At 73.2% G+C, this 26,018-nt stretch carries 23 protein-coding genes; all 23 read left to right on the forward strand.

Annotated elements, in window-relative coordinates:
- Positions 1-37 precede the first annotated feature (37 nt).
- Positions 38-307 carry an acyl carrier protein gene (locus AB0I18_RS07330; protein WP_363104401.1) on the forward strand — a complete coding sequence of 90 codons (270 nt, stop codon included), beginning with the start codon at positions 38-40 and terminating at the stop codon, positions 305-307.
- Positions 308-341: 34 nt separating this feature from the next.
- Complete coding sequence (locus tag AB0I18_RS07335; RefSeq protein WP_363104402.1) at positions 342-1,628, forward strand: beta-ketoacyl-[acyl-carrier-protein] synthase family protein; 1,287 nt, start codon at positions 342-344, stop codon at positions 1,626-1,628.
- Positions 1,625-2,848, forward strand: coding sequence for a beta-ketoacyl synthase N-terminal-like domain-containing protein (locus AB0I18_RS07340; RefSeq protein WP_363104403.1), 1,224 nt, complete (start codon positions 1,625-1,627; stop codon positions 2,846-2,848). Before AB0I18_RS07335 ends, AB0I18_RS07340 begins: the two co-directional genes overlap by 4 nt.
- Positions 2,845-3,942, forward strand: coding sequence for a beta-ketoacyl synthase N-terminal-like domain-containing protein (locus tag AB0I18_RS07345; RefSeq protein ID WP_363104404.1), 1,098 nt, complete (start codon positions 2,845-2,847; stop codon positions 3,940-3,942). The genes AB0I18_RS07340 and AB0I18_RS07345 overlap by 4 nt, the downstream gene beginning before the upstream one ends.
- On the forward strand, positions 3,939-4,829 hold the full coding sequence (locus tag AB0I18_RS07350; RefSeq protein ID WP_363104405.1) for an alpha/beta hydrolase: 891 nt from the start codon (positions 3,939-3,941) through the stop codon (positions 4,827-4,829). Before AB0I18_RS07345 ends, AB0I18_RS07350 begins: the two co-directional genes overlap by 4 nt.
- Entirely contained in the window at positions 4,826-5,800 is a 975-nt protein-coding gene (locus AB0I18_RS07355; protein ID WP_363104406.1) for a thioesterase family protein, read from the forward strand. Before AB0I18_RS07350 ends, AB0I18_RS07355 begins: the two co-directional genes overlap by 4 nt.
- Complete coding sequence (locus tag AB0I18_RS07360; RefSeq protein ID WP_363104407.1) at positions 5,797-7,011, forward strand: beta-ketoacyl synthase N-terminal-like domain-containing protein; 1,215 nt, start codon at positions 5,797-5,799, stop codon at positions 7,009-7,011. The genes AB0I18_RS07355 and AB0I18_RS07360 overlap by 4 nt, the downstream gene beginning before the upstream one ends.
- A 50-nt stretch (positions 7,012-7,061) precedes the next feature.
- Positions 7,062-8,162: a beta-ketoacyl synthase N-terminal-like domain-containing protein gene (locus AB0I18_RS07365; protein ID WP_363104408.1), complete on the forward strand. Its 1,101-nt coding sequence runs from the start codon at positions 7,062-7,064 to the stop codon at positions 8,160-8,162.
- Complete coding sequence (locus AB0I18_RS07370) at positions 8,156-8,971, forward strand: SDR family oxidoreductase (RefSeq protein ID WP_363104409.1); 816 nt, start codon at positions 8,156-8,158, stop codon at positions 8,969-8,971. The genes AB0I18_RS07365 and AB0I18_RS07370 overlap by 7 nt, the downstream gene beginning before the upstream one ends.
- Before the next feature lie 56 nt (positions 8,972-9,027).
- The gene (locus AB0I18_RS07375; RefSeq protein ID WP_363104410.1) at positions 9,028-10,146 is read left to right on the forward strand and encodes a beta-ketoacyl synthase N-terminal-like domain-containing protein; all 1,119 of its coding nucleotides are present in this window, start codon (positions 9,028-9,030) and stop codon (positions 10,144-10,146) included.
- Positions 10,147-10,241: 95 nt separating this feature from the next.
- Positions 10,242-10,508, forward strand: coding sequence for an acyl carrier protein (locus AB0I18_RS07380; RefSeq protein ID WP_363104411.1), 267 nt, complete (start codon positions 10,242-10,244; stop codon positions 10,506-10,508).
- Complete coding sequence (locus tag AB0I18_RS07385; RefSeq protein WP_363104412.1) at positions 10,505-10,942, forward strand: hypothetical protein; 438 nt, start codon at positions 10,505-10,507, stop codon at positions 10,940-10,942. Before AB0I18_RS07380 ends, AB0I18_RS07385 begins: the two co-directional genes overlap by 4 nt.
- Positions 10,939-11,442, forward strand: a complete 504-nt coding sequence (locus tag AB0I18_RS07390; protein WP_363104413.1) for a 3-hydroxyacyl-ACP dehydratase — start codon at positions 10,939-10,941, stop codon at positions 11,440-11,442. The genes AB0I18_RS07385 and AB0I18_RS07390 overlap by 4 nt, the downstream gene beginning before the upstream one ends.
- A gap of 11 nt (positions 11,443-11,453) precedes the next feature.
- A complete protein-coding gene (gene fabG / locus AB0I18_RS07395; RefSeq protein ID WP_363104414.1) occupies positions 11,454-12,200 on the forward strand; it encodes a 3-oxoacyl-[acyl-carrier-protein] reductase in 747 nt (248 codons plus the stop codon).
- Positions 12,197-13,057, forward strand: a complete 861-nt coding sequence (locus AB0I18_RS07400) for a DsbA family protein (RefSeq protein ID WP_363104415.1) — start codon at positions 12,197-12,199, stop codon at positions 13,055-13,057. Before fabG ends, AB0I18_RS07400 begins: the two co-directional genes overlap by 4 nt.
- A 218-nt stretch (positions 13,058-13,275) precedes the next feature.
- Positions 13,276-17,010: an AMP-binding protein gene (locus AB0I18_RS07405; RefSeq protein WP_363104416.1), complete on the forward strand. Its 3,735-nt coding sequence runs from the start codon at positions 13,276-13,278 to the stop codon at positions 17,008-17,010.
- Positions 17,007-18,830: an acyl-CoA dehydrogenase family protein gene (locus AB0I18_RS07410; RefSeq protein WP_363104417.1), complete on the forward strand. Its 1,824-nt coding sequence runs from the start codon at positions 17,007-17,009 to the stop codon at positions 18,828-18,830. Before AB0I18_RS07405 ends, AB0I18_RS07410 begins: the two co-directional genes overlap by 4 nt.
- Positions 18,827-19,117 (forward strand): acyl carrier protein, encoded by a 291-nt coding sequence (locus AB0I18_RS07415; RefSeq protein WP_363104418.1) that lies wholly within the window; start codon positions 18,827-18,829, stop codon positions 19,115-19,117. The genes AB0I18_RS07410 and AB0I18_RS07415 overlap by 4 nt, the downstream gene beginning before the upstream one ends.
- 25 nt (positions 19,118-19,142) lie before the next feature.
- Positions 19,143-21,560 (forward strand): MMPL family transporter, encoded by a 2,418-nt coding sequence (locus tag AB0I18_RS07420; protein ID WP_363104419.1) that lies wholly within the window; start codon positions 19,143-19,145, stop codon positions 21,558-21,560.
- 182 nt (positions 21,561-21,742) lie between these two features.
- Entirely contained in the window at positions 21,743-22,726 is a 984-nt protein-coding gene (sbnA, locus tag AB0I18_RS07425; protein WP_363104420.1) for a 2,3-diaminopropionate biosynthesis protein SbnA, read from the forward strand.
- A 6-nt stretch (positions 22,727-22,732) separates the two neighbouring features.
- The gene (locus AB0I18_RS07430; protein ID WP_363104421.1) at positions 22,733-24,100 is read left to right on the forward strand and encodes a condensation domain-containing protein; all 1,368 of its coding nucleotides are present in this window, start codon (positions 22,733-22,735) and stop codon (positions 24,098-24,100) included.
- Entirely contained in the window at positions 24,100-24,900 is an 801-nt protein-coding gene (locus AB0I18_RS07435; protein ID WP_363104422.1) for an FkbM family methyltransferase, read from the forward strand. The genes AB0I18_RS07430 and AB0I18_RS07435 overlap by 1 nt, the downstream gene beginning before the upstream one ends.
- Before the next feature lie 84 nt (positions 24,901-24,984).
- Positions 24,985-25,983 carry a 2,3-diaminopropionate biosynthesis protein SbnB gene (gene sbnB, locus AB0I18_RS07440; protein ID WP_363104423.1) on the forward strand — a complete coding sequence of 333 codons (999 nt, stop codon included), beginning with the start codon at positions 24,985-24,987 and terminating at the stop codon, positions 25,981-25,983.
- Positions 25,984-26,018: the final 35 nt, after the last annotated feature.

The following is a 26,018-nucleotide window of genomic DNA, read 5'->3' on the forward strand; positions in this document are numbered from 1 at the left end:
CACCGGACTCCGATACCGATCCCTCATTGGAGTCGAGATGCCCAACGCGAACGTGACGACCGGACTTGACGCTGCCCGCAAGCAGGAGATCAAGGAGATCGTCTGCGACATCCTGGAGATCGACGAGGACGAGGTCACCGGGACCAGCCTCTTCAAGGAGCAGCACGACGCGGACTCGCTCCGCGCCATCGAGATCCTCGCCGCGCTCGAGCGCACCCAGAAGGTGACCATCGACCAGGCCGAACTCAGCCGCATGGTCAACCTGGAGGGCGTCTACGTCGTCGTGTCCGAAGCCGCACAGAACTGATCTGCCGTCCCGACCGTCAGATGGGTGAGCTTCGATGAACGCTTCGATCAACACAGACGCGCGAGGTCACGGCCGACCCGAGGACCCGCGCCCCGAGGCCGCCGGGCGCCGGGTGGTCATCACCGGGCTCGGCGTGGTCACCAGCATCGGCATCGGTGTCGAGGCCTTCACCGCCGGCCTCCGTGCGGGACGCAGCGGTGTCAAGCCGATCACCGCGTTCGACACGACAGGGTTCGCCCACGCCAACGGCTGCGAGGTCACCGACTTCGAGCCGGAGCGCTGGATCACCCGGCAGCGGCCGGACGAACTGGGCCGGGCGAGCCAGTTCGCGGTGGCCGCCGCCAGGATGGCGGTCGCGGACGCGGGACTGGACGAGGAGGACGTGCGGGCCCGCCGCTCCCTGGTGTCCGTCGGCACCACGGACGGCGAGTCCCGCGACCTCGACCAGCTCGTCGCCGCCGGTCTGCGGGGCGGGCCGGAACAGTACGATCCGGCCGTCGCCCGGCGAGTTCCCGCCGGCCGGCTCTCCGTCGGCATCGTCCGCGAGCTGGAGCTCGAGGACGTGGAGGCCGTGACGATTCCCACCGCGTGCGCGGCGGGCAACTACGCGGTCGGCTACGGCTACGACGCGCTGCGCAGCGGCGATGCCGACATCGCCCTGTGCGGAGGCGCCGACGCCGCCTGCCGCAAGACGTTCACCGGCTTCTACCGGCTCGGCACCATCGCCCCCGAGGTGTGCCGGCCCTTCGACAAGGACCGTGAGGGCATCCTCACCGGTGAGGGGGCGGGCATCCTTCTCATGGAGAGCCTCGACTCGGCACTCGCCCGTGGGGCCCGCATCTACGCCGAGGTGCTCGGGTACGGACTCGCCTGTGACGCCCTGCACCCGGTCGCCCCGGACCAGGGCAGCATCGCGCGGACCATCGAGATCGCCCACCGCAACGCCGGAATCACCCCGGACCAGGTCGACTTCGTCTCCGCGCACGGCACCGGCACCAAGGCCAACGACATCACCGAGGCGGGCGCCATCCGCCAGGTGTTCGGCGCGGACGCCATGCCGCGCACCGTCTCCATCAAGTCGATGATCGGCCACAGCATGGGCGCGGCCAGTGCCGTCTCCGCGGCGGCCTGCGCCCTGGCGATCACCGAGGGCTTCATCCCGCCGACGGTCAACCACCGGGAGACGGACCCCGAGTGCGGCGTCGACTGCGTACCCAACGAAGCCGTCGAGGCGGAGCTGTCCGTCGTGCAGAACAACGCGCTCGCCTTCGGCGGCAACAACGCCGTGCTGATCCTCGGGGCCTACCGGAGCGCGGCATGAGCTGGATCGTGACCGGGATGGGCGCCGTCGCCAGCATCGGCGGCAGCGTCGAGGAGATCTTCGGGTCGCTGGTCGCCGGCCGCAGCGGGCTCGCACCGCTGCGGGGTTACGACCGCGCCGGCTTCCGTGCGCAGGTGGCGTACGAGATCGACGACCGTCCGGCGCCGGGCGTCGACGAACCGCTGCGGGCCACCCGCTGGCTGGAACAGGCCGTCGCGGCGGCAGCGGCGGACGCCGGGCTCGGCGACGACCTGTCGCGGGTGCCGGTACTGGTCGGCACCACCCTGCGCGAGCTGCGCTCGGTGGAGCTGTCCTGGCGGGACAAGGTCCCCTTCGACGCCGCCGATCTGCACTTCGGCACCATGCTCCGGCGCCGCTTCGGCGCCGCCGACACCCATACCGTGGCCAACGCCTGCTCGGCCTCCCTGTACGCCCTGGCGCTCGGCGCCGACCTGCTCGACCTGGGGGCGGCGGACACCGTCGTCGTCGCCGGCGTCGACACCATCACCGAGAGTACGTACGGGCTGCTCGACCGCTGCTATCCCGAAGCCCCCGACCGGGTACGGCCCTTCGACCGGGCCCGGCGCGGAATGCTCCAGGGCGAGGGCGCGGTGGCCGTCGTCCTGCGCAGGCAGAGCGACGGCCCGGGCGCCGGTGCCCGCGTCCACGCGCGGGTTCGGGGAGTCGCCGTCAACTGCGACGCGCACCACCCGTCGGCGCCCGACGCCAAGAACATCGCGGCGGCCGTCCAGGAGGCGCATCTGCGGGCCGGCGTACGGCCGGCCGACATCGACCTCGTCATGCTGCACGGCACCGGGACCCCGCTGAACGACGAGGCGGAGTCCACGGCGCTCGGCGCGGTGTTCGGGGGCCTCGACCCCTCTCCGTACATGACCGCGATCAAGTCGATGACCGGGCACACCGCCGGCGCGTCGGGGCTGCACAGCCTCGTCGCCGCCGTCGACGCGATGCGCACCGGGACCGTCCCGCCGACCGTGTACCTCGACGATCCGGTGGAAGCCGTGGCCGGTTTCCGCCTGGTACGGGGCGTCGCCGAGCGGCCCGCGACGCCGCTGCGCATCGCGCAGATCGACTCGTTCGGATTCGGCGGGCTCAACGCGGTCGCGGTCGTCGAACGCGTCCAGGAGCCCGTCGAGGAGAGCGGGGCGACCGGCGGGACCCGAGCGGCCGGAGCACGTGAAGAGGGGGCGGAACAGTGAGTACCGCACGCACGGCGGGCGCCGTGATCACCGGGCTCGGCACGGCGGTGCGCGGCCTCGCGGGGCCGCCGGGCCTGCTCGGGCCGCTGCCCGCGGGGCACCGGTCCGCGACCGACCCCGTCTCCCGGCTCACCGGACGCGGCCTGCGCTACAAGGACCGGGCCACCAAGCTCGCCATGGCCGCGGCCCGGGACGCGCTGAGCGCGGCCGGACTGGTCGACGGCGGCGGGGAGCTGACCGTGTCGGGAGACACCTTCGGAGTGGTCGCCAGCACCAACTACGGCAACGCCGACACGGTCTGCGAGACCGTGCAGACGATTGCCGAGTCCACGTACCTGGCGACCAGCCCGATGCTCCTGCCGGCCACCTCCAGCAACGTGGTCGCCTCCTGGATCGCCATCACGCACGGGCTGCGCGGAGCCAACCTGACCCTGTGCAACGGACCCACATCCGGTCTCGACGCCGTCAACTGGGCCCGTCTGCTGATCGCCGCGGGCCGGGTGGAGCGGGTGCTCGTGGTCGGCGTCGAACCGGACAACCCGGCCGTGCGCCATGTCACGGACGCCCCGGACCCGCGGCCCTATGACGGGTACGACGGGTACGACAGGGACGGGGACGAGGCCGACGGCGTGCCGGCGCTCTTCGACGGAGCCGTCGCGCTCGTCGTCGAGTCGCCCGGTTCGGCCGCGGCCAGGGGAGTGCGGCCGTTGGCCGCCCTCGGCCCCTACGCCCGCAGGGGCGATCACGCCGGCGCCGTTTCCGAGGTCCGGGCCCTGAACCCGGGCCCGGTCGGGCTGTGGTGCGTGCCCGAGCACCCCGAGGGAGTACGGGCTCCCGCGCCGGCTCTGGGCGCGGCGGCGGGCTCCGCGCCCGTTCATGACCTGTCCGCGCTGTTCGGGCCCGCGTCCGGCGCGCTCGGTGTGCTGCAGTGCGCGGCCGCGACCGTCTGGCTGGACGGCGACGCCACGGGCGCCGGGGACGTCGTGCTCGTCAGTGCGGGCACGGGTGACGCCGGTGGCGACGACGCGGGCGCGGCCCTGATCCTGACCGCACCCGGCACCGTCACGGCCGGCCTCGCGGGCAGTACGCGATGAGGGCCGACGGGGACGGGGCCACCGGCACGCGGCGCACCGCCTCCGTGCGGTTGCGGCGTGCCGCCCGCGGAGCCGGACGGCCGGTGCGGATGCTCACGCTGCACGGCCTGGCCGGCAGCACCTCCGTGTGGCGGGCGTACGAGCGACTGGCCCCGGACGGCGTCGAGTTGTGGGAGGCGGTCCTGCCCTGGAGCGCGGAGGGCAACCCCGACTGGAGTCTGCGCGACGACCCGGCGGACCACGTGGAGCACGCTCTGGACAGTGTGCCCGGCGACGTCGACGTGATCGTCGTGCACTCCTTCACCGCCGGGCCGGCCCTGGAGGCGCTCGCCCGCAGGAGCACCGCACGCGGGCCGCGCGCGGCCGTGGTCGTGGCCCCCTTCCACCGGCGCGGCCCCGGGGACTTCTCCTGGGACGACGCCACGTACTACCTGGGCGGCTTCCACCGCATTCTCGAAGAGGGCCTGCGGATCAGCGCGGGGGACCGGCTGTCCGAAGAGCTTCGCGTGGCGATGGCGTTGCGGGTGCGGGACCGGATCGGACCGTACGGCTGGCAGCAGTTCTTCGGCGCGTACCTGCGCAGCCCGTTCCTCGATGTCTCCGCGCTGCGGCTGCCGGTCCTCGTCCTGGCCGGGGCGGCGGACTTCGCGGCGCCGCCGGACGACGCCCGCGCGCTGGCCGCCGCACTGCCCGACGGAAGGTTCCGCCTCTTCGACGGGTGCGGGCACTTCGCGATGGCCGAGCAGCCACGCCGTTTCGCGGACGCGGTGCACGGTCTGCTGCGCGAGGCCTTCCCCGGGACCTCACTCTGCACCACTGTCCCCGCACCTTCCACCGCCGTCCCCGCCGACCCTTCTGCCCGTTCCTACGTACCGGAGTTGACGTGACCACGAACACCGCTGACATCGAGGCCGCGGTCCTCGCCATCGAGGAGCCGAGCTCCCTGGAGATCCGCCCCCGCTACGAGGGCTCCAACATCTGCACCTGGATCGGCTTCAAGCACGTCAACTACCTCGTCGAGGAAGCCGTCCTGAACCACCTCAGGCAGGCCGGGCTCGCCCCGGGCACGGTCTACGAGGTGTACGGCCTCTGCACGGACATCGTCGACATCGACACCCGCATCCTGCACGCCTTCCACATCGACGACACCGCGATCGCCGAGGTGAAGCCGCACCGCAAGGCCAAGGACGGCGAACTGGTCTTCGCCGTCACGCTCCAGGTGCGGCGGGAGAGCCTGCTGAAGGCCGTCACCTCCACCGTGCGGGTGCAGCTGCGGCTCGACCCGCGCGGAGGCGGCGAGCAGCCGGTGCCGGCCGCGCTCGCGCCGTACGCGGTCGACCGGCTCGCCGCGGTACCCGGCTGGACACCGGAGCCGGTGGAGGCGGACCTCGCCGCCGACGACCTGGTCAAGGAGCTGACGGCCGGGCGGAACGCGTACGCCTGGAAGTTCCGTATCCCCTACTGGTACTGCCACTTCACTGAGCGCCAGCAGATGTCCGGCTATCTGCGGCTCATGGAGGAGGCCAAGGACCGGCTCGTCGCCGACCGCGGGGTCTCCATCAAGACGCTGCTCGACGAGCGGAACTGGATCCCGGTCGTGCCGCACTCGCGCATCACCGTGCTCGACGAGGCGCGCATGGAGGAGGACCTGTACGTGGTCCTCACCGTCGAGAGCGTCTTCAAGGGCTTCACGTACGACTCCCGCATGGACACGTACGTCGTGCGCGACGGACGACTCGTGCAGACCGCGACGGGCCGGATCACCCACGGTTACGCGGTGATCGAGAACCGCCGAGACTGGAGCCTGGTGTCCTTCGACGACCGGATGAACGCGGCCCTGGAGGGCCGGACGGCATGAACCGCGAGGTCGAGGTCGTGGTCACCGGGATCGGTGCCGTCACCTGCCACGGGGCGGGGGCGGACACCCTGTGGCGGGCCATGTCGGCGGCCGGGACCCGGCTGCCGGACCGGCCGGCGGATCCGCTCGCGCGGATGGATCTGCCGCTGATCAGCCTGGTGCCCGAACCCGACCTCGGCCCCGACGCCGGCCCTGTCGCCGAGCGGGCGACCCGCTTCGCCTCGCTCGCCGCCGCCGAGGCGCTGTCCGACGCCGGACTCGACGACTCGTCACTCGCCGCTGCCCGCACGGCCGTCGTGCTGGGCAGTTGCATGGGGGAGCCGGGTGCCAACGAGCGCGGGCGGGGCGCGGGCGACGGCTGGTCGCCGCCGTTCCGGCTCGCCGCGGCGCTCGCCGGTGAACTCGGGCTGTTCGCCGCCGTCCACGACATCGCCAACGCCTGCTCGGCCGGGGGCTACGCCCTGGGCATCGCGGCGGACCTGGTGCGCGCGGGCGAGGCGGACGTGGTGATCGCCGGAGGGTCCGACGCGTACTCGCGGGTCGCGCTCGGCTGCTTCAACCGGCTCGGCGCGGTCGACCCCGAGCGGTGCCGGCCCTTCGAGCGTGACCGGGCCGGCACGGTGTTCGCCGAGGGCGCCGGTGTGCTCGTCGTCGAGTCGGCGGCGCATGCCCGGGCACGGGGCGCGCTGCCGCCCTCCGGGGCCGGGCTGCGCCTCACCGGTGCCGCCTGGAGCTGCGACGCGGACCATCCGACGGCTCCGCAGGCCGACGGGGAGCAGATCGTACGGGCCATGCGCGAAGCCCTCGGCGGGGCGCCGGACACCGTCGGCTGTGTGATTCCGCACGGCACCGGGACCCGGCTCAACGACGTGCTGGAGAGCCGCGCGCTCCACCGGGCCCTCGGGCCGCGCGCCGCCCGGGTGCCGCTCTACAGCCTGAAAGCGCTGCTCGGCCATGCGGGCGGGGCGTCCGCCGCGCTCGGCGCGGTCGCGGCGGCGCTGGTCCTCAGGCACGGGGAGGTCCCGCCGAACGTCCCGCTCAAGGAGCAGGACCCGGAGTGCGAGGTGCTGTTGCCCCAGGGCGACGCGGTGCCCCTGGCCGACGGGTGCCGGCGGGTGCTGGTCAACGCGTACGGGTTCGGCGGGAACAACGCGTCACTGGTGCTGGAGGGCGTCGGCCCCGGCCCGGTGGAGCGAGGTGGACCGCGGTGAGGGCCGGGTCGGTGCGCACGGCGCGGCCGGTACGTGCGACGGAGCTTGCCGTGACCGGTGTCGGGGTCGTGTCCCCGTGGGGTGACGAGCCCGCGGCCGCCGCCGCGGCGGGCGGATCACCGATGCCCGGCGCCGGGGAGTGGTTCGACCACCGGGAGAGGCTCGGGCGGCGCGGGTACAAGTACCTGCCCGCCGCCGCGCAGTACGCCCTCGCCGCGGCCCGGCGCGCGCTGGCCGACGGCGGGCGGCCCGACGCGGTGCCCGCCGACCGGCGAGGACTGCTGTTGGCCACCACGGCGGGGCTCGCCGGACTCTTCGACGCCATGGACGCGACCGTCGCCGAGGACGGGGGCGCGGCCCTGCTGTCACCGGCCACGGCGCCGTACTTCGCGGTCAACGTGCTCGGCAACCGCCTGGCCGCCGAACTCGAACTGAAGGGCTTCGCCCTCACGGTCGCCACCGCGCGCACGGCCGCCGTGGACGCACTGTCCGCCGGTGCGCTCGCCCTGGCGGCGGGCCGCTGCGACACGCTCGTCCTGGTGGCCGCCGAGGAGCCCGTACCGCCCGGCCGGGGCGGCGGCGGTGAGCAAGGGGCCGCCGCGTTCACTCTTGAACCCCTCGCGGCGGCCCGGGCACGCGGGGCACGGGTGCGCGCCGTCGTACGGGCCGGCTCCCTCTTCGTACCGCCGGGAGCGCTGCGTACCGCCGCCGGCCGGGACCGTGCCGACGCGCGGCTGTCGGCGGAGCTCGCGGCCCTGTTCGGCGGGGCGGGGGACCGGCCCCGCCCCGCGCACCCGGACCTGGACCTCGACGACTCCCCGGTGTCCGAGGCGGTGGCGCTGGCACTCGCGGGTGCGTCGGCAGGCGATGCCCGGACGGTCGGCGCCGGCCCGGCGGCCGACGTCGGCCGAGTGAGTGCGGGCCTGCCCGACATACCCGCACCGGAGGCCGGACTCGCCCCGCCGGGGCGCCGGTTCGGCGCTCTCGCGCCCGCTCTCGCCCTCGCCCGCGCCGTCACCGCCTCGGCCGACGGGGCGGAACGGCTCGTCGTCAGCGCCACCGGGACCGGGCACGTCGCCCTCGTCCGTGTCTCACCCGACCCCGCCCCCGACCCCGTCCCGCCTCACCACACAGGAGCCACCACATGCTGAAGTCACTGGAGGGGAGCTGGTGCCTGGTTCTCGGGGCGTCCAGCGGGATCGGGCGGGCCATCGCCCTCGGGCTCGCCAGGGAAGGCGTGCACGTCGCCGGCGTGCATTTCGACACCGCCGCGCGTACGGAGGAGGTCGCGGCGCTCGTCGACGAGATCCGCGGACTCGGCGTCGAGGCACGGTTCTTCAACGTGAACGCCGCCGCCAGGGCCACCCGCGCCGAACTAGTCCCGCTGCTGGTCGAGTCGACCGGCGCCACCGGTGGCATCCGGATCCTCGTCCACTCGCTGGCCTTCGGCACCCTCGTCCCGTTCCTGCCGCGGGAGGGCTGGGACAAGCCGATCAGCTCACGTCAGCTGGAGATGACCCTCGACGTGATGGCCCACAGCCTCCTCCACTGGACGCAGGACCTCGTCGGCGCGGGCCTGCTGCGCAGCGGTTCGAAGGTGTACGCCATGACGAGCGCCGGCACCTCCCAGCACCTGCCCTCCTACGGCGCCGTCTCCGCGGCCAAGAGCGCCCTGGAGTCCCATGTCCGCCAACTGGCCTGCGAGTTGGCGCCCAGCGGCATCGCGGTGAACGCGCTGCGGGCCGGCACCACCGTCACCCCGGCCCTGCGGCGCATCCCCGAACACGCCGGCTATGTCGAGCGCGCCGCCGAGAACAACCCGCACGGCCGGCTCACCCGCCCCGACGACGTCGCCGAGGCCGTCGCGCTGCTCTCCCGCACCGACTCCTCCTGGCTGACGGGCAACACCATCGGCGTCGACGGCGCCGAGCTGCACGCCGCCGCCGGGGCCTGGGGCTGAGCGACTCCTCCCCTCGTACGGCACTTCACGACCCTCACCGACAGGAGCAGATTGCAATGAGTGCCAGTCTTGCCACCGGGGCGGACCCGGACACCCTGGTCGTCTCCGGCTGGTCGGCCGCCTCGCCGTACGGGCTCGGCGCCCAGGCCTTCGCCGACGGCGTACGCGGAGACCTCGACGCGGTGCGCGGCGCGGACGGCGACGCGGACCTCGGACCCTACGAACGGGCCGGCCGCCTGCCCGGCTTCGACGCGCGGGCCGTCCTCGGCCGCAAGGGCACCCGGGCCATGGACCGGGCCACCGCCCTCGCCGTCACCACCGCCGGACTGCTCCTGGAGGAGGCCGGGCCCGGCCTGGCCCAGGACAGCCCGGAGGCCGTGGGCATGGTGCTCGGCACCGGGCACGGCAGTGTGCAGAGCATCATGGACTTCACCCGGGACTCGCTGACCGGCGAGAAGCCCTTCCATGTCGACCCGGCGCTGTTCCCGAACACGGTGATGAACCGCGCGGCCGGCCAGAGCGCCATCTGGCACACCCTGCGCGGCCCCAACACCACTGTCGCGGGCGGCGCCCCGACCGGGCTGCTGGCTCTCAACTACGCGGCCCGGCTGCTGCGGCAGGGGCACTGCGAGGCCGTCCTGTGCGGCGCCGTCGAGGAGTTCTCGGCCGAGCGCGCCTGGCTGGAGTACCGGGCCCGCACCGGCGGCCCGCACCAGCAGCCGGCCGGGCCGCTCGGCGAGGGCTGCGCGCTGTTCCTGCTCGAACCGCTCGGCCGGGCCCGCACCCACGGCCGCACTCCGCTCGCCTCGCTGCTCGGCACCCGCTTCATCGCCTTCAACGACCAGGAGCGCGCCCGGGGCGCGGTCGTCCGGGCCGCCACCGAGGCGCTCAAGGAGGCCGACGTCCGGCCCGACGAGGTCGGGCTGCTGGTGCCGTCGGACTGCGGCGGCCCGCTCGGCGGCCGTGAGGACGCGGCGCTCGCCGACCTCTTCGGCGAACACCGGCCGCCCCGGCTGAGGCTGCGCAGGCTCATCGGCGACTCCGGTGCGGCCGCCGCCTCCTTCCAGCTCGCCGCCGCCCTCACGGCGGGCGGCGACGGCACCCCCGTACTCGTCACCTCCGTCGACCCGGACGGCCAGACCGGCGCGGTCGTGCTCCGCACCGGAACGCCGTGACCACCGCTTCCCCGCGCCGCAGGGCGTACCGGCCGCGCCGGATCCGCACGCACCACCCGTACGCCAACCACCATCCGGAAGGACGTGTGTCACCCATGCCCGAGACCACCACCGCCGCCGTGCTCGACAAGGAGCAACTGCGCGACCTGGTCGCCGACGTGCTCGACCTGGACGTCGCCGAGGTCACCGACGACGCCGACTTCATGGAGGACCTGGACGTCGACTCGCTGATGGCCCTGGAGATCACCGTGCGCCTGGAGAAGGAGTACGGGGTGCGGCTGGCCGAGGCCGAGCTGACCTCGATCACCTCGCTCCGGGGCACGTACGACCTGCTGGACCGCAAGCTGCGGGACGCGCGATGAGCGCCGCCACGCCGCTGGGCGATCTGGAGCTGATCCGTACGGGCCCCACGGGCGCCGTCACCGCCTTCGACGCGCCCGTGGACGACCCGGTCGTCGCCGGGCACTACCCCGGTTTCCCCGTGCTGCCCGGCGTGTTCCTCATCGAGGCCGCCGACCGTACGGTGCGCCAGTGGGCCAGGAACCAGGTACCCGAGGGCGGCGGCGCGGACGGCGACGAGACCGGTGAGGCGGCCGGTGAGGTGGAGCTGGTCGCCATGGACCGCTGCCGCTTCCACCGGCCCGTCTACCCGGGCGACCGCGTGCACGCCGACGTGTCCGTCGTGGACAGCGCGGCCGGGCTGCTCTTCAAGGCGGCCGTCGCCACCAACCGCGGCAAGGTCGCCGACATCCGGCTCCGCTACCGCGCGGCCCGGGAAGAGGAGACCTCGCGGTGACCGCGTACGGCATCGACCGGATCAAGAACACCATTCCGCACCGCGGGCAGATCCTGCTGGTCGACCGGGTCGCGGAGGTGGTGCCGGGCGCGAGTCTGACCGCGTACAAGGCGATCTCCGGCAACGAGCCCTGCTACCCGGCGCTCGGCCAGGACGCGGCCCCGTCCGACTACGCCTATCCGAGCTCACTCGTCATCGAGTCGTGGGCCCAGTCCGCGGTGCTGCTCTCGGTGTGGGAGAACCCCAACCCGGACGTCCTCGCCGGGAAGGTCGAACTCGCGGGCTCCATCGGCGAGGTGGCCTTCGGCGCGCGGGCCTTTCCGGGGGACGTCCTGGAGCACCGGGTGCGCCTGGTGAAGTCCGTGGACGAGACGGCGATCCTCGCCGGCGAGACGTATGCGGGCGGGCGCGAGGTGCTGCGGATCGGGTCGTTCGTGGTGGCGCTGAGAGACGTCACCGAACTGCTTCCGGCGCCGGACCGCGCCCTGTTGAGTGTGTGAGGAGACGACGAGTGTCTGCACAGAGCGACAAGATCGCGCTGGTCACCGGGGGATCGCGGGGCATCGGCCGCGCGGTCGTCACCCGGCTGGCGGCCGACGGCTACGACATCGGCTTCTGCTACCGCTCCGACGACCAGGCGGCGGCCCTGGTGGAGAAGGAGGTGCGGGAGCTGGGCCGCAGGGTCCTGTCCCGGCGCGTGGACGTCACGGACCGCACGCAGGTCAAGGCGTTCGTGGCCGAGGCCGAGGAGGAGCTCGGCCCGGCCGGCGCGGCCGTCACCTCGGCCGGCATCACCCGGGACAGCCCGCTCGTCCTGATGCCGGACGAGGACTGGGACGCGGTGCTGCGCACGAACCTCGACGGCACCTACAACCTGTGCCGCGCGGTGGCCTTCCCGATGATCAAGCGGGGCGGCGGGGCCGTGGTCACCCTCTCCTCGGTGGCCGGGGTGGCGGGCAACGCGGGCCAGACCAACTACTCCGCGTCGAAGGCCGGGATCATCGGCTTCACCCGCTCCCTCGCCAAGGAGGGCGGGCGGCACGGCATCCGCGCCAACACCGTGGCGCCCGGCTTCATCGAGACCGACATGACCTCCGAGCTGCCGCCGAAGGTGGCCAAGGAGATGCTGGGCCGGATCCCGCTGAAGCGGTTCGGGCGGCCCGAGGACGTGGCGTCCCTCGTCGCCTACCTCCTCTCGTCCGAGGCCGCCTACATCACCGGACAGGTCTTCCAGGTGGACGGCGGCATCGCGCTGTGAGCGCCGCAGCGCACGCGGGACGCCGTCGGAGGCGGCCTCCGCGGTTCTACTTCTCGCTGCGCAGCCCGTACTCCTGGCTTGCCTACCGTGATCTGCTCGACCGGTATCCGCGGACGGCCGCGGCCGTGGAGTGGGTGCCGTTCTTCGAGCCGGACGAGCTGAGCCGCAAGCTGCTGGCCGAGGCGGGAGGCGCGTTCCCGTACACCCCCATGTCCCCGGAGAAGCACCGTTACATCCTCCAGGACGTACGGCGCCTGGCGGCCGAGCGGGGGCTGGCGTTCACCTGGCCGGTGGACCGGGAGCCCGTCTGGGAGGTGCCGCACCTCGGCTATCTCGTGGCGGCCCGGCACGGCAGGGGAGCGCGGTACATCGAGCTGGCGGCGCGCGCCCGCTGGGAGCTCGGCCTGGACATCTGCGACCGGTCCGTGATCGGCGGCTTCGGTCCCGAACTCGGCCTGGACCCAGAGGAGTTGGCCGCCGCCTCCGACGCCTCCGACGCCTCCGAGCTGCGTGCGGAGGGGGTGCGGGTGCTCCTGGAGATCCAGCGTGACGGGGTGTTCGGCGTGCCGTTCTTCGTCGACCACTACGACAAGTACTGGGGTGTCGACCGCCTTCCGGCCTTCGCCGCGGCCCTCGCGGCGAAGGGGGTCGCGGGCCCGGATGTCCCGCCGGCCGCCGACCTCGGCGCACAGCACCCGGCCGACCTGGGCGCACAGCACCTCGCTGAACTGGGCACACTGCACCCCGCCGACCCCGCCGACCCCGCCGACCCCGGCGGGATTCCGGAACACTCCGGGATCCCGCTTCCAGCACCCGCGCCGTCCGTCGACGACGGGCACGCGGGCGGGTGCGGCTGAGCCTCCCCCCTGGCCGGCCGCGCCTCCAGGGCCGCCGCACGACGCTTCCCCCGGCGTCCGTGCGGCGGCCCTTCTTCCCGTGTGCGCGGGCGGGCGGTGCGGGCGCGGTTCCGGGGCGAGTGCATATAGGTGCCGCATAGCGGGCGTGGGTTGGCTGGGGCTCCGTACCGCTGGTGGGCGAACGCGGGGCAAGTAACCGCAGAGGGTGGGTAGTTGGGGTGTCCGACTTCGAGAGCTTCGTCAGTGCGCTGCGCCACAGGGCCGCCACGGCGCCCACGCGCAGTGCCGTCCGCTTCAGCACGGCGGCGCTCGAGGAGGACCTCGCGTACGCGGAACTGGACCGACGGGCGCGCGCCGCCGCGCACCGGCTGAGCGCGGGCGAGAACGGAACGGTCGCACCGGGGGAGCGGGTGCTGGTCTCCTGCGGGCCCGGCACCGGCTTTCTGCGTGCCTTTCTGGCCTGCCTCTACGCGGGTGCGGTGCCGGTTCCGGTGCCGGCGCCCGGCGGATTCGGCAAGCAGGAGGCCCGTACGACCGCGATCGCCGCGGACACCGGGGCCCGGCTGGTACTCACCGACGAGGCGAGCGCGCCCGCCGTGACCCGCTGGCTGGACGGAGAGCGTGCCGCGCTGCCCGGACTGGCCGCGCTCACCGTGGAGTCGGCCGAGCGGGCGGGGGACGCGGACGCGTGGACCGAGTCGCCCGTCGGGCCCGGGACGCTCTGCTTCCTGCAGTACACCTCCGGTTCGACCAGTGATCCGAAGGGCGTGATGGTCCCGCACGGCGCGCTCGTGCACAACCTGGGGCTGATGCGCGACTGCCACGGCTGGCACGGCGGCATGACCTGGTGCAGCTGGCTGCCCGCCTACCACGACATGGGGCTGATCGCGATGATGCTCGCCCCGCTGTACCTGGGCGGCACGGCGGTGCTGATGTCGTCCACCGACTTCCTCAAGCGGCCCGTCTCCTGGCTGCGGCTGATCGAGCGGCACGGCGCCGAGATCAGCTGCGCCCCGAACTTCGCGTACGACCTGTGCGCGCGCCGTCTCACCGAGGAGCAGACCGCGGGCCTGGACCTGTCGAGCTGGCGGTACGCGTGCAACGGTGCCGAGCCCGTCGACGCGGCGACCCTCGCCCGGTTCGCGGACCGGTTCGCGGGCGCGGGCTTCTCGGAGCGGTCACTGCTGCCCGGCTACGGGCTCGCCGAGGCCACGCTGTACGTCTCCGGTACCCGGGCCGACCGGCCACCGACGGTCCTGGGAGCCGATTCCGCGGCGCTGGCCCGCGGTGAGCTCGCCGAAGCCGAAGAGGGAGCCCCGGTACAGGAGTTGGTGAGCAGCGGCATCGTCCGCGGCCTCGATGTGCGCGTGGTGGATCCCGGCAGCCGCGCCGAGCTGCCGGCGGGCCGGGTCGGTGAGATCTGGGTCCGGGGCGACAGCGTCGCCCAGGGCTACTGGAACCGGCCGCAGGAGACCCGGCGGACCTTCGACGCGGTGACCGCCGAGGGCGACGGGGGCTTCCTTCGCACCGGCGACCTCGGAGCACTGCGCTCCGGCGAGCTGTACGTCACGGGCCGCATCAAGGAAATGATCATCGTGCACGGCAGGAACCTGTACCCGCACGACATCGAACGCGAACTGCGCGACCTGGAACCGGCCTTCGCCGACCTGCCCGCCGCCGTCTTCGCGGTCCGGCCCGGCGGCGCGCACGCGCCGGAGGAGATCGTCGCCGTCCAGGAGCTGCGCGGCCGCGGGATGTCGACGGCGGACCTGGCCGGCCTCGCCCGGGGCGCCCGGGCCAGGCTCGCCGCCCGGCTGGGCGTACGGGTCGGCGGCATCGCGCTCGTCAGGGCGGGCCGCATCCGGCGTACCACCAGCGGCAAGATCCGGCGAACGCTGATGCGCACGCTTTTCGAGACCGGTGAACTGCCGGTGCTCCATGAGGAGTTGACCCCTGAACTGGTGAAGGCCTTCCGGGCCGGTAGCCAGGGGGCCACGGGCCACGGGCTCGCGAGTCCGGGGTCTGCGGACCTCAGGTCCGTGGGTGCGGGGGCGGGAGGTCTCGGTTCTGGAGGCGCCGGTGGAGTCCGCAGCAGCCATGGGCTGAGTGTTCCTCCCGTGGCCGACGGCGGGGCATGGGATCCGTACGGCCTCAGTCGTGAGCTGGAGGTGCGGCTCGGGGATCCCGGGGACCCGGGGCGGGAGTTCTCGTTCCGGCGCAGTGCCGAACTCGACCGGGCGGCGGAGTTTCCGGCCGCGATCTGCCGGGAGCTGGACGCGCTGGGAGTGCCGCGGTGGTTCGCGCCCGCCCGGCACGGTGGTGAGCTTCGCAGTGGCGAGGAGCTGTCGCAGCTCATCCGGACCCTGGGCCGACGGGACTTCACCGTCGCACTCGGTCACGTCAAGACCTACCTCGGCGCCGTGTCCGTCTGGGTGGCCGGGCGACCCGAGCAGGCCGGGGCGCTGGCAGCGCGGGTGGCGGGTGGGGCCGTCGTCTCGCTGGCCCTCACCGAGCGCGACCACGGCGGCGACCTGCTCGCCGGCGAGCTGCGGGCCGAGCGGACCGCGCGCGGCTGGCGCCTGCACGGCGAGAAGTGGCTGATCAACAACGCGACCCGGGCCGAACTGGTCTGCGTCCTCGCCCGCACCGACCCCGAGGGCGGCAGCCGCGGCTTCAGCCTGTTCCTCGTCGACAAGGCATGCCTGGCGGACGGAAGCTGGCGCCCGTCGGCCCGGGTGCCCACGCACGGGGTGCGCGGCGCCGACATCAGCGGTATCGCCTTCGACGGCGCCGAGGTGGCCGCCGACACGATCGTCGGTGCCGAGGGCGAGGGACTGGAGATCATCCTCAAGGGCCTGCAGATCACCCGCACGCTCTGCTCGGCGATGTCCCTCGGCCTGGTGGACCATGCCCTGCGCATCGCCGTGGACTTCGCCCGCGGCCACCGGCTCTACCGGCGTCCGCTCGCCGAACTCCCGCACGCCGCCCGCACCTTGGCCGAGAGCTACGCCGACCTGCTCGCCATGGAGGCGGTCAGCCTGGTCGCGACCCGCTCCATCCACACCCTGACGGAGGAGCAGAGCGCGGTGTCCGCCGTGGTCAAGTACCTCGTGCCGACGCTGGGTGACGAGGTCGTCGGGGAACTGCGCGGGCTGCTCGGCGCCCGGGCGATGCTCGTCGAAGGCCTCACGGACGGCGACTTCGCGGACGGCGCCTTCCAGAAGGTGGAGCGCGACCACCGCATCGTCGGCATCTTCGACGGCAGTACGGCCGTCAACCTCAACTCGCTGATCAACCAGTTCCCCGTACTGTCCCGCGGCTACCGCAAGCGGCTCGCCGACCGGGACGCGGTCGCGGCGGCCGCGCGGCTCGACGGACCTCCGCCGGAGCTGGACCACGACCGGCTCACGCTCTACGCCCGCTCCGGCTCCAGCGTCGTGCAGTCCCTGCCGGACGCCGTGGAACGGGTCCGCGCCGTGGCGCCGCCGTCCGTGGTGGCCCGCGCCGGACTGCTGCTCGCCCTCGCCGACGAAGTGCACGAGGAACTCGCCGCCCACCGGCACAGCGCCCGAGCGGCCCCGGCGGAGGCCTTCGCGACGGCCCGGCGGTACGCCCTGGTGTACGCGGGCGCGGCGAGCCTGCACCTGTGGCTGGAGAACACCGGCACCGCCCGCGCGAGCGGCCCGCTGTGGGTCGGCGCGGCATGGCTGGACGCGGTACTGGCCCGGCTGCTGCACCGCCTCACCGGCACGCCCGACCCGGACGACGTGGACGGGCCCGCCCTGGACGCACTGCTGCCCGCACTGCACTCCCAGTACGAGGAGGGGGAGCTCTTCTCGCTGCTGGTGTGCCCGCTGGGCGAGAGCCGCCGAACGAAGGACCCGGACGAACCGGACGTCGCTCCGGTCCCGGAGGCACCCATGCCCACCGTCGCGACCAAGGAGCCGGTATGACGGATCTGCAGACCGGCCGCGCCCCCCTCACCCGGGGCACCGGGGGAGAGCCCGACCCGGACCTCGCCCGCATCGCCCGCCTCGAAGCCCTGCTCGGTGATCCGGACGACGCGGCCAACCCGCTCGGCCTCGATGCCGTACTCGCCGCCGACGAGCGCGGTGAACTGCTGGCCGAAGGGGAGCGGGCGCTGGGGGAGTTCGGGATCGGGGCGGAGTTCGTGCCCGTGGCGTACGGGGGGAGGTTCGAGCGGGCCGACCGGTTCGCGCTGCTGATGCGGAGCGTGTTCCGGCGGGACTGCGCGCTCGGCATCGGACACGGCGTCACCAGCTTCATCGCCGGGCTGCCCGTCTGGGCGGACGGCAGCGCGGCGCAGCGCCGCCGGGCCGCCGACCTGCTGACCGGCGGTGGCCGGATCGTCGCCGCGTACACCGAACTCGCCCACGGCAGCGACTTCTCCCGCATCTCGCTGGCCGCGCGGCCGGCGCCCGGCGGCGGCTATCTCCTCGACGGCGGCAAGCAACTGGTCAACAACGTGGGCCGGGCCGAGGCCGCCGTCCTGTTCGCCCGCACCGACGACCGCCCCGGCAGCCGTGGCCACTCGCACCTCCTGGTCGACCTGGACACCCTGCCCGCCGACCGGGTGGACCGCACCGCCCGCTTCGTCACGTCGGGCGTCCGGGGCTGCCTGCTGGGGGGTGTCGGCTTCGACGCCTGCCCCGTGCCGGCCGACGCGCTCCTCGGTGCCGAGGGCGGTGCCATGGAGACCGTCCTCAAGGTCTTCCAGGTGACCCGCAGCGTGCTGCCCGGCATGGTCGTCGGAGTCGGCGACACCCAGCTGCGCGCCGTCCTCGACTTCGCCGGACGGCGGCTCCTGTACGGGCGGTCGATGGCGGAACTACCCGCGGTGCGCGAAGAGTTGGCCGGGTCCTTCCTCGACCTCCTGATCTGCGACGCGCTGTCCGTCGTCGGCGCCCGGTCGCTGCATCTGCGGCCGGCGCAGGCCAGTGTGCACTCGGCGGCCGTGAAGTACCTGGTGCCGCGGCTCCTCCAGGAGAGCTCCTACCGGCTCGGGGTACTCCTGGGCGCGCGCAGCTACCTGCGCGAGGGGCCGTACGCCGTCTTCCAGAAGGCCGCCCGGGACCTGCCGGTCGTCGCCCTCGCGCACGCGAGCGGCGCGGTCTGCCTGTCCACCATCGTCCCGCAGCTGCCGCGGCTCGCCGAGCGGTCCTGGCTGCCCGCGCTGCGCGGTGACGCCGGAGCGCCGGACGCGCCGGCCTCCCTCTTCCGTCTCCACGACCCCTTGCCCGCCCTCGACTTCGGCCGGCTGGAGCTGACCGCGCGCGGCGCCGACAGCCTCGCGGGACACCTCCCCTTCCTCGCCCGTGATCTCGCCGAGCAGGCCGTCGGGCGCCCGGAACTCGCCGAAGCGGCGGAACTGGCAGGCCTGTTCGCCGGTGAGCTCGGTGAACTCGCCCGCCGAGCCGCGGCCCTGCCGCCGCGCGACCGTACGCCGGTGGCCGGCCGCCGTGCCTTCCTGCTGGCCGGGCGGTACACCGAGCTGCTCGCGGCGACGGCCTGCCTGGGCGTCTGGCGTACGGCCGCGCCCACCGACGGCTTCCTCGCCGACCCGCTCTGGGTCACCGGAGCACTGCACCGGATCGCCGAGCGGCTCGGCCTGCGCCGGGGGCCGCTGCCCGAGCCCGTCGTCCGGGCCCTGTCCGGTGAACTCGCCGAACGGCACGACAGCCACCTCACCTTCGACCTGTTCCGCGGACGGCTCGCGCACCGCACCGTCCCCGACCGAGGAGTCACCCCATGACCGAGACCACCACCTCCGCCCCGGCCTCCCCGCGGGCGATCCGCTGCTGGCTCGTCGACCGCGTCGCCTACTACCTGGAGCGCCCCGCCGCGGAGATCGACGAGGGTGCGCAACTCGCCGAGCTGGGCCTCGACTCGGTGTACGCGCTGACCCTGTGCGGCGACGTCGAGGACCGCTTCGGTCTGGTCGTCGAGCCGACCATGGCCTGGGACCACCCGACGATCGACGCCATCACCGCGCACCTCGCGGCCGAACTGGCCGCCCAGGAAGCCGGACCTGCCGCGTAGACAGCGGATATAGGAATTCGATGAAGTGCCGCTGCCACCGTGGGACGCCCCCTACGACGAGGACACCACCATGAACGAAGCACCCGCACCCGGCCGGCGCCCGCTGGTCGAACGCATCACGTACTGGAGCGTCCACCATCGCAGGAAAGCAGGCTTCGGCTGGCTCGGTCTCGTCGTCCTGATCATCGCCCTCGGAGCGGGCCTGGGCAGCACCGACCGCAGCGAGCACTCGCCGGGCGAGACCGGCCGCGCCCAGAAGATGCTCGAAGAGGCGCAGGTGTTCTCACCGCCCCAGGAGAACGTCCTCATCGAGGCCGAGAAGGGAGCGCCCGGGTACGCCGACAACCCGGCCATGCGCGAGGCCGCGGCGGACGTGGCCGAGGCACTGCGGAGCCTCGGCAAGGACGAGACGGGCGCCGACTGGGCCTCCGCCATCACCTCGCCCACCGACTCCGGCGAGGCCGCCCGGCAACTGGTCTCCAAGGACGGCCGCTCGGCCCTCGTACGCTTCTCGGTGACCGGCTACACCATGGAGCCGATGCAGCGGGCCGTCCAGGAGCAGCAGCGCGCGCACCCGGACGTCGCCGTCACACAGACCGGCAAGGTCAGCGTGAGCCAGGCGATCGGCGACATCAAGGACAAGGACTTCGTCCGCGCCGAGATCCTGTCGATCCCGCTCACCGTCCTGATCCTCGCCGTGGTCTTCGGCTCGCTGATCTCCGCGGGCCTGCCCGTCCTGATCTCGCTGGTTTCGGTGATCGCCGCCATGGGCGTGCTGACCTTCGCGGGCAAGTGGATCGCCATGGGCGACAGCACCCCCTCCGTGGTGCTGCTCATCGGCATGGCGGTCGGCGTGGACTACTCGCTGTTCTATCTGCGCCGCGCGCGTGAGGAACGGGCCGCCGGGCACGACAACGACACCGCTCTGCTGATCGCGGGCCGCACGTCGGGCAAGGCCGTCGTCGTCTCGGGCCTCACCGTGATCATCGCGCTGGCCGGGCTGTTCTTCACCGGCATCGAGACCTTCACCGGTATGACCGTCGGCACCATCGCGGTCGTCGGCATCGCCATGGCCGGCTCGGTCACGGTGCTGCCCGCCGTACTGTCCTGGCTCGGGGAGCGCGTCGACAACTGGAAGCTGCCGTGGCTGGGCAAGCGGCGCACCGAGGTACGCGACTCGCGCTTCTGGGGCGCTCTGGTGCGCCAGGTCGTCAGGCGGCCCCTGCTGTGGGGCGGGGTCGGCACCCTCGTGCTCACGCTGCTCGCACTTCCCGCGCTCGGCATGAAGCTGTCCGACCCGGACCTCAAGCACCGTATGCCCACGGACGTTCCGGCGCTGCAGGCCCTCGACCGGCTTCAGACGGCCTTCCCGTCCGGCTCGGACACCGAGCCCGCCGAGGTCATGGTGCGCGGCGCCGACCTGGAGGGGGCCGGGGTGAAGCAGGCCCTCACCGATCTGGAGGAGCAGGTCGCGGACAGCGGCGGCAAGCTGCACGGTCCCGTCGACACCTCGCTGGTCGAGTCGCCCGTCGACGACAGCCGCAGCGTCCTGGTCGTGCGGGTGCCGCTGGCCGGAGACGGGAAGAACGCCGAGTCCGTCGCGGCGCTCAGGGAACTGCGCGAGAAGGCACTGCCCGCCTCGTTCGGCAAGGTCGACGGCGTCGAGTACGCCGTGTCCGGTGACACCGCCAAACAGGAGGACTTCAACACCGCGCTGTCCGACAGCACGCCGTACGTCTTCGGCTTCGTGATCGTGCTGGCGTTCGTGCTGCTCACGGCGGCGTTCAGGTCCCTGCTCATCCCGGTGATCTCGATCCTGCTGAACCTGCTGTCGATCGGGTCCGCCTACGGCGTGCTCACCCTGGTCTTCCAGGACGGGTACCTGTCGTCCGTGCTGGACTTCCGCTCCTACGGCGCCGTGGTGAGCTGGCTGCCGCTGTTCATGTTCGTCACGCTCTTCGGGCTGAGCATGGACTACCACGTGTTCATCCTCAGCCGGGTGCGCGAGTACCGGGGCCGCGGCCTGGACACCCGGCAGGCCGTCGTGCAGGGCATCAGCCGCAGCGCCGGTGTCGTCACCTCCGCCGCGGTCGTGATGGTCGCCGTGTTCTCGGTGTTCGGGACGCTCTCGGCGATCGACTACAAGATGGTCGGGGTGGGGCTCGCCACGGCGGTCCTCATCGACGCCACGGTCGTCCGCGGCATCCTGCTGCCGGCCTCGCTCGCCCTGCTCGGCGACGCGAGCTGGAAGATGCCGGGCTGGCTGGCCTGGTTGCCCGGCATCAGCCTGGAAGGGGCCGACGAACCGACCCCCACCGCCGCGAAGCCCGCGGTTCCGGCCGCCGGGCCGGCCTCCGAGCCGGCCACTGAACCGGCCGCCGGGCCGGTCGTCGAACCGGTGGCCGGGAAGTCCGCTGATCCGCTCGTGGGTCCGCGTAGCTGACCCGCGCCACCGTTCCCTCCCCCCTTCCCCCTCCGCAGGCCCGGGCCGTCCGAACACCATCGGACGGCCCGGGCCGCATGTCCGCGCGGGCATTTCCGTATAGGGGCGTGATAGCGGTCCGGCAGAGAATTCCGAGGTCAATTCTGTGTTGTCTCGCAGTGACTCTTCGGGAAGGGGCAGTCGTGCCCGAGAAACCGTTCCCAGGCATTCTGTCGACCGTAGGAAACACCCCACTAGTGGAATTGGAAAGACTGCTGCCGGACTTCGGCTCCCGAGTCTTCGGGAAGATCGAGAGGTTCAATCCGGGCGGCAGCATCAAGGACCGCTCCGCTCTCGGCATGCTGCTCGGGGCCATCCGGAGCGGCGTGGTGGAGCCCGGCCGCTCGGTCATCATCGAGTCCAGCTCGGGCAATCTGGCCGTCGGACTCGCCCAGATCTGCCGCTACTTCGGCCTGCGCTTCATCTGCGTGGTCGACGGCAAGACCACCGAGCAGAACCTCGCCATCCTCAACGCCTTCCGGGCCGAGGTCGAGATCGTCACCGAACGCGACGAGCTGACCGGCGAGTTCCTGCCGGTCCGGCTGCGCCGGGTGCGCGAACTGGTGGCCGGGACTCCGGACGCGTACTGGCCCAACCAGTACGCGAGCATGCTCAACCCCAAGGCGCACGAGACGACCATGCGGGAGATCGAGGAAGCCCTCGACGGGGAGGTCGACTTCCTCTTCAGCTCGGTCAGCACCTTCGGTACCCTGCGCGGCTGCCGCGACCACATCAGGGCCCGCGGCCTGACCACCACCATCGTCGCGGTGGACGCCCTGGGCAGCGCGATCTTCGGCCTCGAGTCGACACAGCGCCTCATCCCGGGACACGGCGCGTCGGTGGTTCCCCCGCTGATGGACCCGTCGGCGGCCGACGAGGTGGTGCACATCTCCGACCTGGAGTGTGTCGTCGCCTGCCGCCGGCTCATCGGCCGGGAAGCGGTCCTGGCGGGCGGCTCCTCCGGAGCGACCGTCGCCGCGCTGTGGAAATTCAGACACCGAATTCCGGAGGGATCCAACTGCGTCCTCATTTTCCCGGACGGCGGTGACCGCTATCTCGACACCATCTATTCCGATGACTGGGTGAGCCAGAACTTCGGCGACGTCGCGCATCTCTGGAAGGACTGACCGCTCGTGCCCGATTCCGTCCCCATGCCTCTCTCCGCCGGCCAGGAAGGGCTCTGGCTCACCCATCAACTGGACCCGGACAGTCCCGCGTACAACGTGGTCCTCGCGGTGCGTCTGCGCGACCCCGTCCGCACCGATGTGCTCCAGGAGGCGCTCACCGCGCTGGTACGACGGCACGAACTGCTGCGCTCCCGTTTCCCCGCCACCGAGCAGGGCCCGGAACGGGTCACGGTCCCGGCCCAGGCGGTACGGCTCGACGTTCGCGAGGTGCCGGAGGCCGACGACGACGGACTGTTCCTCCTCGCCGGGCGAGCCGGCGAGGAACCGTTTCGGCTCGCCGGCGAGGGCGCCTTCCGGGCGGTGTTGCTGCGCAGGGCTCCTGACGACGCCGTGCTGGTCACCGCCACCCATCACCTCGTCAGCGACGCCACCTCGCAGTGGCTGCTGGTCCGTGACCTGTTCGCCGAGTACGGGGCACGCACGGCGGGCGGGCCGGGCCGGCCCGCGGCCCCGTCCGACGGCGGCACATGGGACGAACAGGTCCGTACGGAACGGGAGTTCGTCACCTCACCGCGCGGGGCCCGGGCAGCCGCGTACTGGCGGCAGGTGTGCGCGGGGCTCGCCGCCGCCGCGCTGCCCACCGACCGGCCGCGCCCGGCGCAGCGAACCCTGAACGGCGCCACCGTCGAGCTGGCACTGCCCGACCGCACCGCCGCCCGGCTGCGCGGGGTCGCCGCGCAGCGCGCGCTCACCCCGTTCGCCTGGCTGCTCGGCACGTTCCAGGCCGCGCTGCACCGCTCCGGCGCGGGAGACGGCTTCCTGATCGGCTGCCCGGTCACCACCCGGTTCACCCCGCGGAGCCGGGAGGCGGTCGGCTACTACGTCAACGCCCTGCCCGTCGCCGGCCGGTTCGGTCCGGCCACCACGCTCCTGGAAACCGTCGAGGCCGCACAGCGACAGCTGCGCGGCGGCCTGGCCCACGCCCGGCATCCCGTCGAACTCATCAAGGGCCCGGCCGACCGCGGTCCGCTCTTCCGCATCTCGTGCACCCTCGTCGCCGCGGACCGGCTGCCGGTTCCCGGGCTCTACGAGGGACCGGTCCGGCTCGGCGGGCTGCGCGCCGAACTGTGCGACGTACCGCAGCAGGAGGGCCAGCTCGACCTGACCGTGGAGGTTCTCCAGGACAGCCGGGGATTCCGGGCGGTCCTGCGCTACAACACCGACCTGTTCGACGCGGCCACCGTCGAGCGCTTCCGCGACACCTGGCACCGCCTGATCGACGCCTCTCTCGACGCGCCCGGCACGAGGGCCGCGGACATCGGGCTCGTGGCCGACGACGACCTGCGTTTCCTGCTCTCTCTGGGAGGTGCGTGATGACCGATGAGGAAAGCCCCGGCGGTGCGGGCCCCGTACGGCAGCAACTGCCCGGCGGGCCCGCCGTCTGGTGCACCAACGGGCCCGCCGCCGTGGCGATGTGGCGCGAAATGGGGCCGGACGGTGCCTACGACCGGGCGGCGCGGCGGCTGCGGCCCGGCGACACCCTCCTCGACATCGGCGGCAACATCGGCCTCATGTCGGTGCACTGCGCCCGCACCTGCCCCGGCATCCGTGTCGTCGCCGCCGAGCCCGCCCCCGAACCGCACACCTGCCTGCGGCGCAACCTCGCCGACCACGCGGAACCCGGCTGGCGGGCGGAGTGCGCGGCCGTCTCCGACCGCCCCGGCCGGCTGAGCTTCACCTACTACCCCGACGCGCCGGGCAACTCCGGCCTGTACGCCGACCGGCATGCCGACGACGGGATCACCCTGGCCTTCCTGCGCAACAGCGGCGTCGAGCCGGCGGACGCCGAGGAACTCGTCGAAGGGCTGCACGAGGGAGTCGAGTTCTCCGTGCCGGCCGTCACCGCCTCCGAACTGGTCAGGCGACACGCCATCGAGCGGATCGACCTGCTGAAGGTCGACGTCGAACGGGCCGAACTCGACGTGCTGCGGGGTATCGAGGAGCCGCACTGGCCCCTCGTCCGTGCCGTCGTCGCCGAGGTCCACGACGAGGACGGCCGGCTGGCCGAGGTCCGCCGGATCCTGCACGACCGGGGCTTCACCGTCCACGTACGGCAGGAACCGCTGCTCAGGGGCACCGAGCTGTACGACATCGAGGCCGTACGGGCCGTATAGGCCGCATATAGCGCGCCCTCGCACCATCGCAGGGTCAACAGGTTCGGCGCACGCACCCGTTCACCCCGCAGAGAGGGAACCCCCATGCTGATTCTCCGGCGATCCGATGTGACGGACGTCCTGTCCGGCCGGGAGACGGAGATCATCGACCTCGTCGCCGACACCTACCGGCTGCACGACGAGGGGCGGACGTCCCTGCCGCACTCGACGTTCCTCCGCTTCCCCGAGGAGCGGCACGGCCGGGACCGGATCATCGGCCTGCCCGCCTACCGCGGCGGCGAACGGCCCGTCGCCGGAATGAAGTGGATCGCCTCCTTCCCCGGCAACGTGGCGGCGGGCACCGAGCGGGCCAGCGCCGCCATCGTGCTCAACTCCCTCGTCGACGGGCGTCCGACGGCGTTCGTCGAGGGCGCGGTCGTCTCCGCGCGCCGGACCGCCGCGAGCGCGGCGCTCGCCGCCCGGGAACTCACCACGGACGACCCGCCCGCCACCGTCCTGCTGATCGGCTGCGGCGTGATCAGCCTGGAGATCCTGCGCTTCCTGGCCGCGGCCCTGCCGGGTCTGCGCGAGGCCGCCCTGTACGACACGGACCCGGCCCGCGCCGAGGCGTTCGCCGAGCGGTGCGCCGAGGCGGCGCCCGGGGTGAAGGCGTACCCGGTGACCGACCTGACCGCGGCGCTCGGCCGACACCGCCTCATCTCCCTCGCCACCACCGCCGCGACCCCGCACCTGGACCTCGCGGCGTGCGGCCCGGACACCACCGTGCTGCACATCTCACTGCGGGACCTGACCGTCGGGTCGATCCTCGGCGCGGTCAACGTCGTCGACGACGCCGACCACGTCTGCCGCGAGCGCACCTCCCTCGACCTCGCCCAACAGGCCGCCGGGAACCGCGACTTCGTCGCCGCGCCGCTCGGCGCCCTGCTGCGCGGCACGGCCTCCCTGCGCCGCGAGGCGGACCGGCCCGTCGTCTTCTCCCCGTTCGGCCTCGGCGTGCTCGACATGGCGCTCGCCGAGTTCGTGCGCGAGGAGGCCGGACGGCGGGGCCTGGGCGTCCGCGTCGACGACTTCCTGACCGCCTGACTTCCTGACCAACTGCCCAGCCGACCGGCGCCTCC

Origin of the sequence: Streptomyces sp. NPDC050704 (genome assembly GCF_040654355.1) — a bacterium.
Classification (GTDB): domain Bacteria; phylum Actinomycetota; class Actinomycetes; order Streptomycetales; family Streptomycetaceae; genus Streptomyces.

What these genes read in the sequence shown, in the direction of transcription:
- AB0I18_RS07330 (WP_363104401.1), top strand. Translation starts at nt 38, where the DNA reads ATGCCCAACGCGAACGTGACGACCGGACTTGACGCTGCCCGCAAGCAG.
- AB0I18_RS07335 (WP_363104402.1), top strand. Translation starts at nt 342, where the DNA reads ATGAACGCTTCGATCAACACAGACGCGCGAGGTCACGGCCGACCCGAG.
- AB0I18_RS07340 (WP_363104403.1), top strand. Translation starts at nt 1,625, where the DNA reads ATGAGCTGGATCGTGACCGGGATGGGCGCCGTCGCCAGCATCGGCGGC.
- AB0I18_RS07350 (WP_363104405.1), top strand. Translation starts at nt 3,939, where the DNA reads ATGAGGGCCGACGGGGACGGGGCCACCGGCACGCGGCGCACCGCCTCC.
- AB0I18_RS07360 (WP_363104407.1), top strand. Translation starts at nt 5,797, where the DNA reads ATGAACCGCGAGGTCGAGGTCGTGGTCACCGGGATCGGTGCCGTCACC.
- AB0I18_RS07370 (WP_363104409.1), top strand. Translation starts at nt 8,156, where the DNA reads ATGCTGAAGTCACTGGAGGGGAGCTGGTGCCTGGTTCTCGGGGCGTCC.
- AB0I18_RS07375 (WP_363104410.1), top strand. Translation starts at nt 9,028, where the DNA reads ATGAGTGCCAGTCTTGCCACCGGGGCGGACCCGGACACCCTGGTCGTC.
- AB0I18_RS07380 (WP_363104411.1), top strand. Translation starts at nt 10,242, where the DNA reads ATGCCCGAGACCACCACCGCCGCCGTGCTCGACAAGGAGCAACTGCGC.
- AB0I18_RS07385 (WP_363104412.1), top strand. Translation starts at nt 10,505, where the DNA reads ATGAGCGCCGCCACGCCGCTGGGCGATCTGGAGCTGATCCGTACGGGC.
- AB0I18_RS07410 (WP_363104417.1), top strand. Translation starts at nt 17,007, where the DNA reads ATGACGGATCTGCAGACCGGCCGCGCCCCCCTCACCCGGGGCACCGGG.
- AB0I18_RS07415 (WP_363104418.1), top strand. Translation starts at nt 18,827, where the DNA reads ATGACCGAGACCACCACCTCCGCCCCGGCCTCCCCGCGGGCGATCCGC.
- AB0I18_RS07435 (WP_363104422.1), top strand. Translation starts at nt 24,100, where the DNA reads ATGACCGATGAGGAAAGCCCCGGCGGTGCGGGCCCCGTACGGCAGCAA.
- sbnB (WP_363104423.1), top strand. Translation starts at nt 24,985, where the DNA reads ATGCTGATTCTCCGGCGATCCGATGTGACGGACGTCCTGTCCGGCCGG.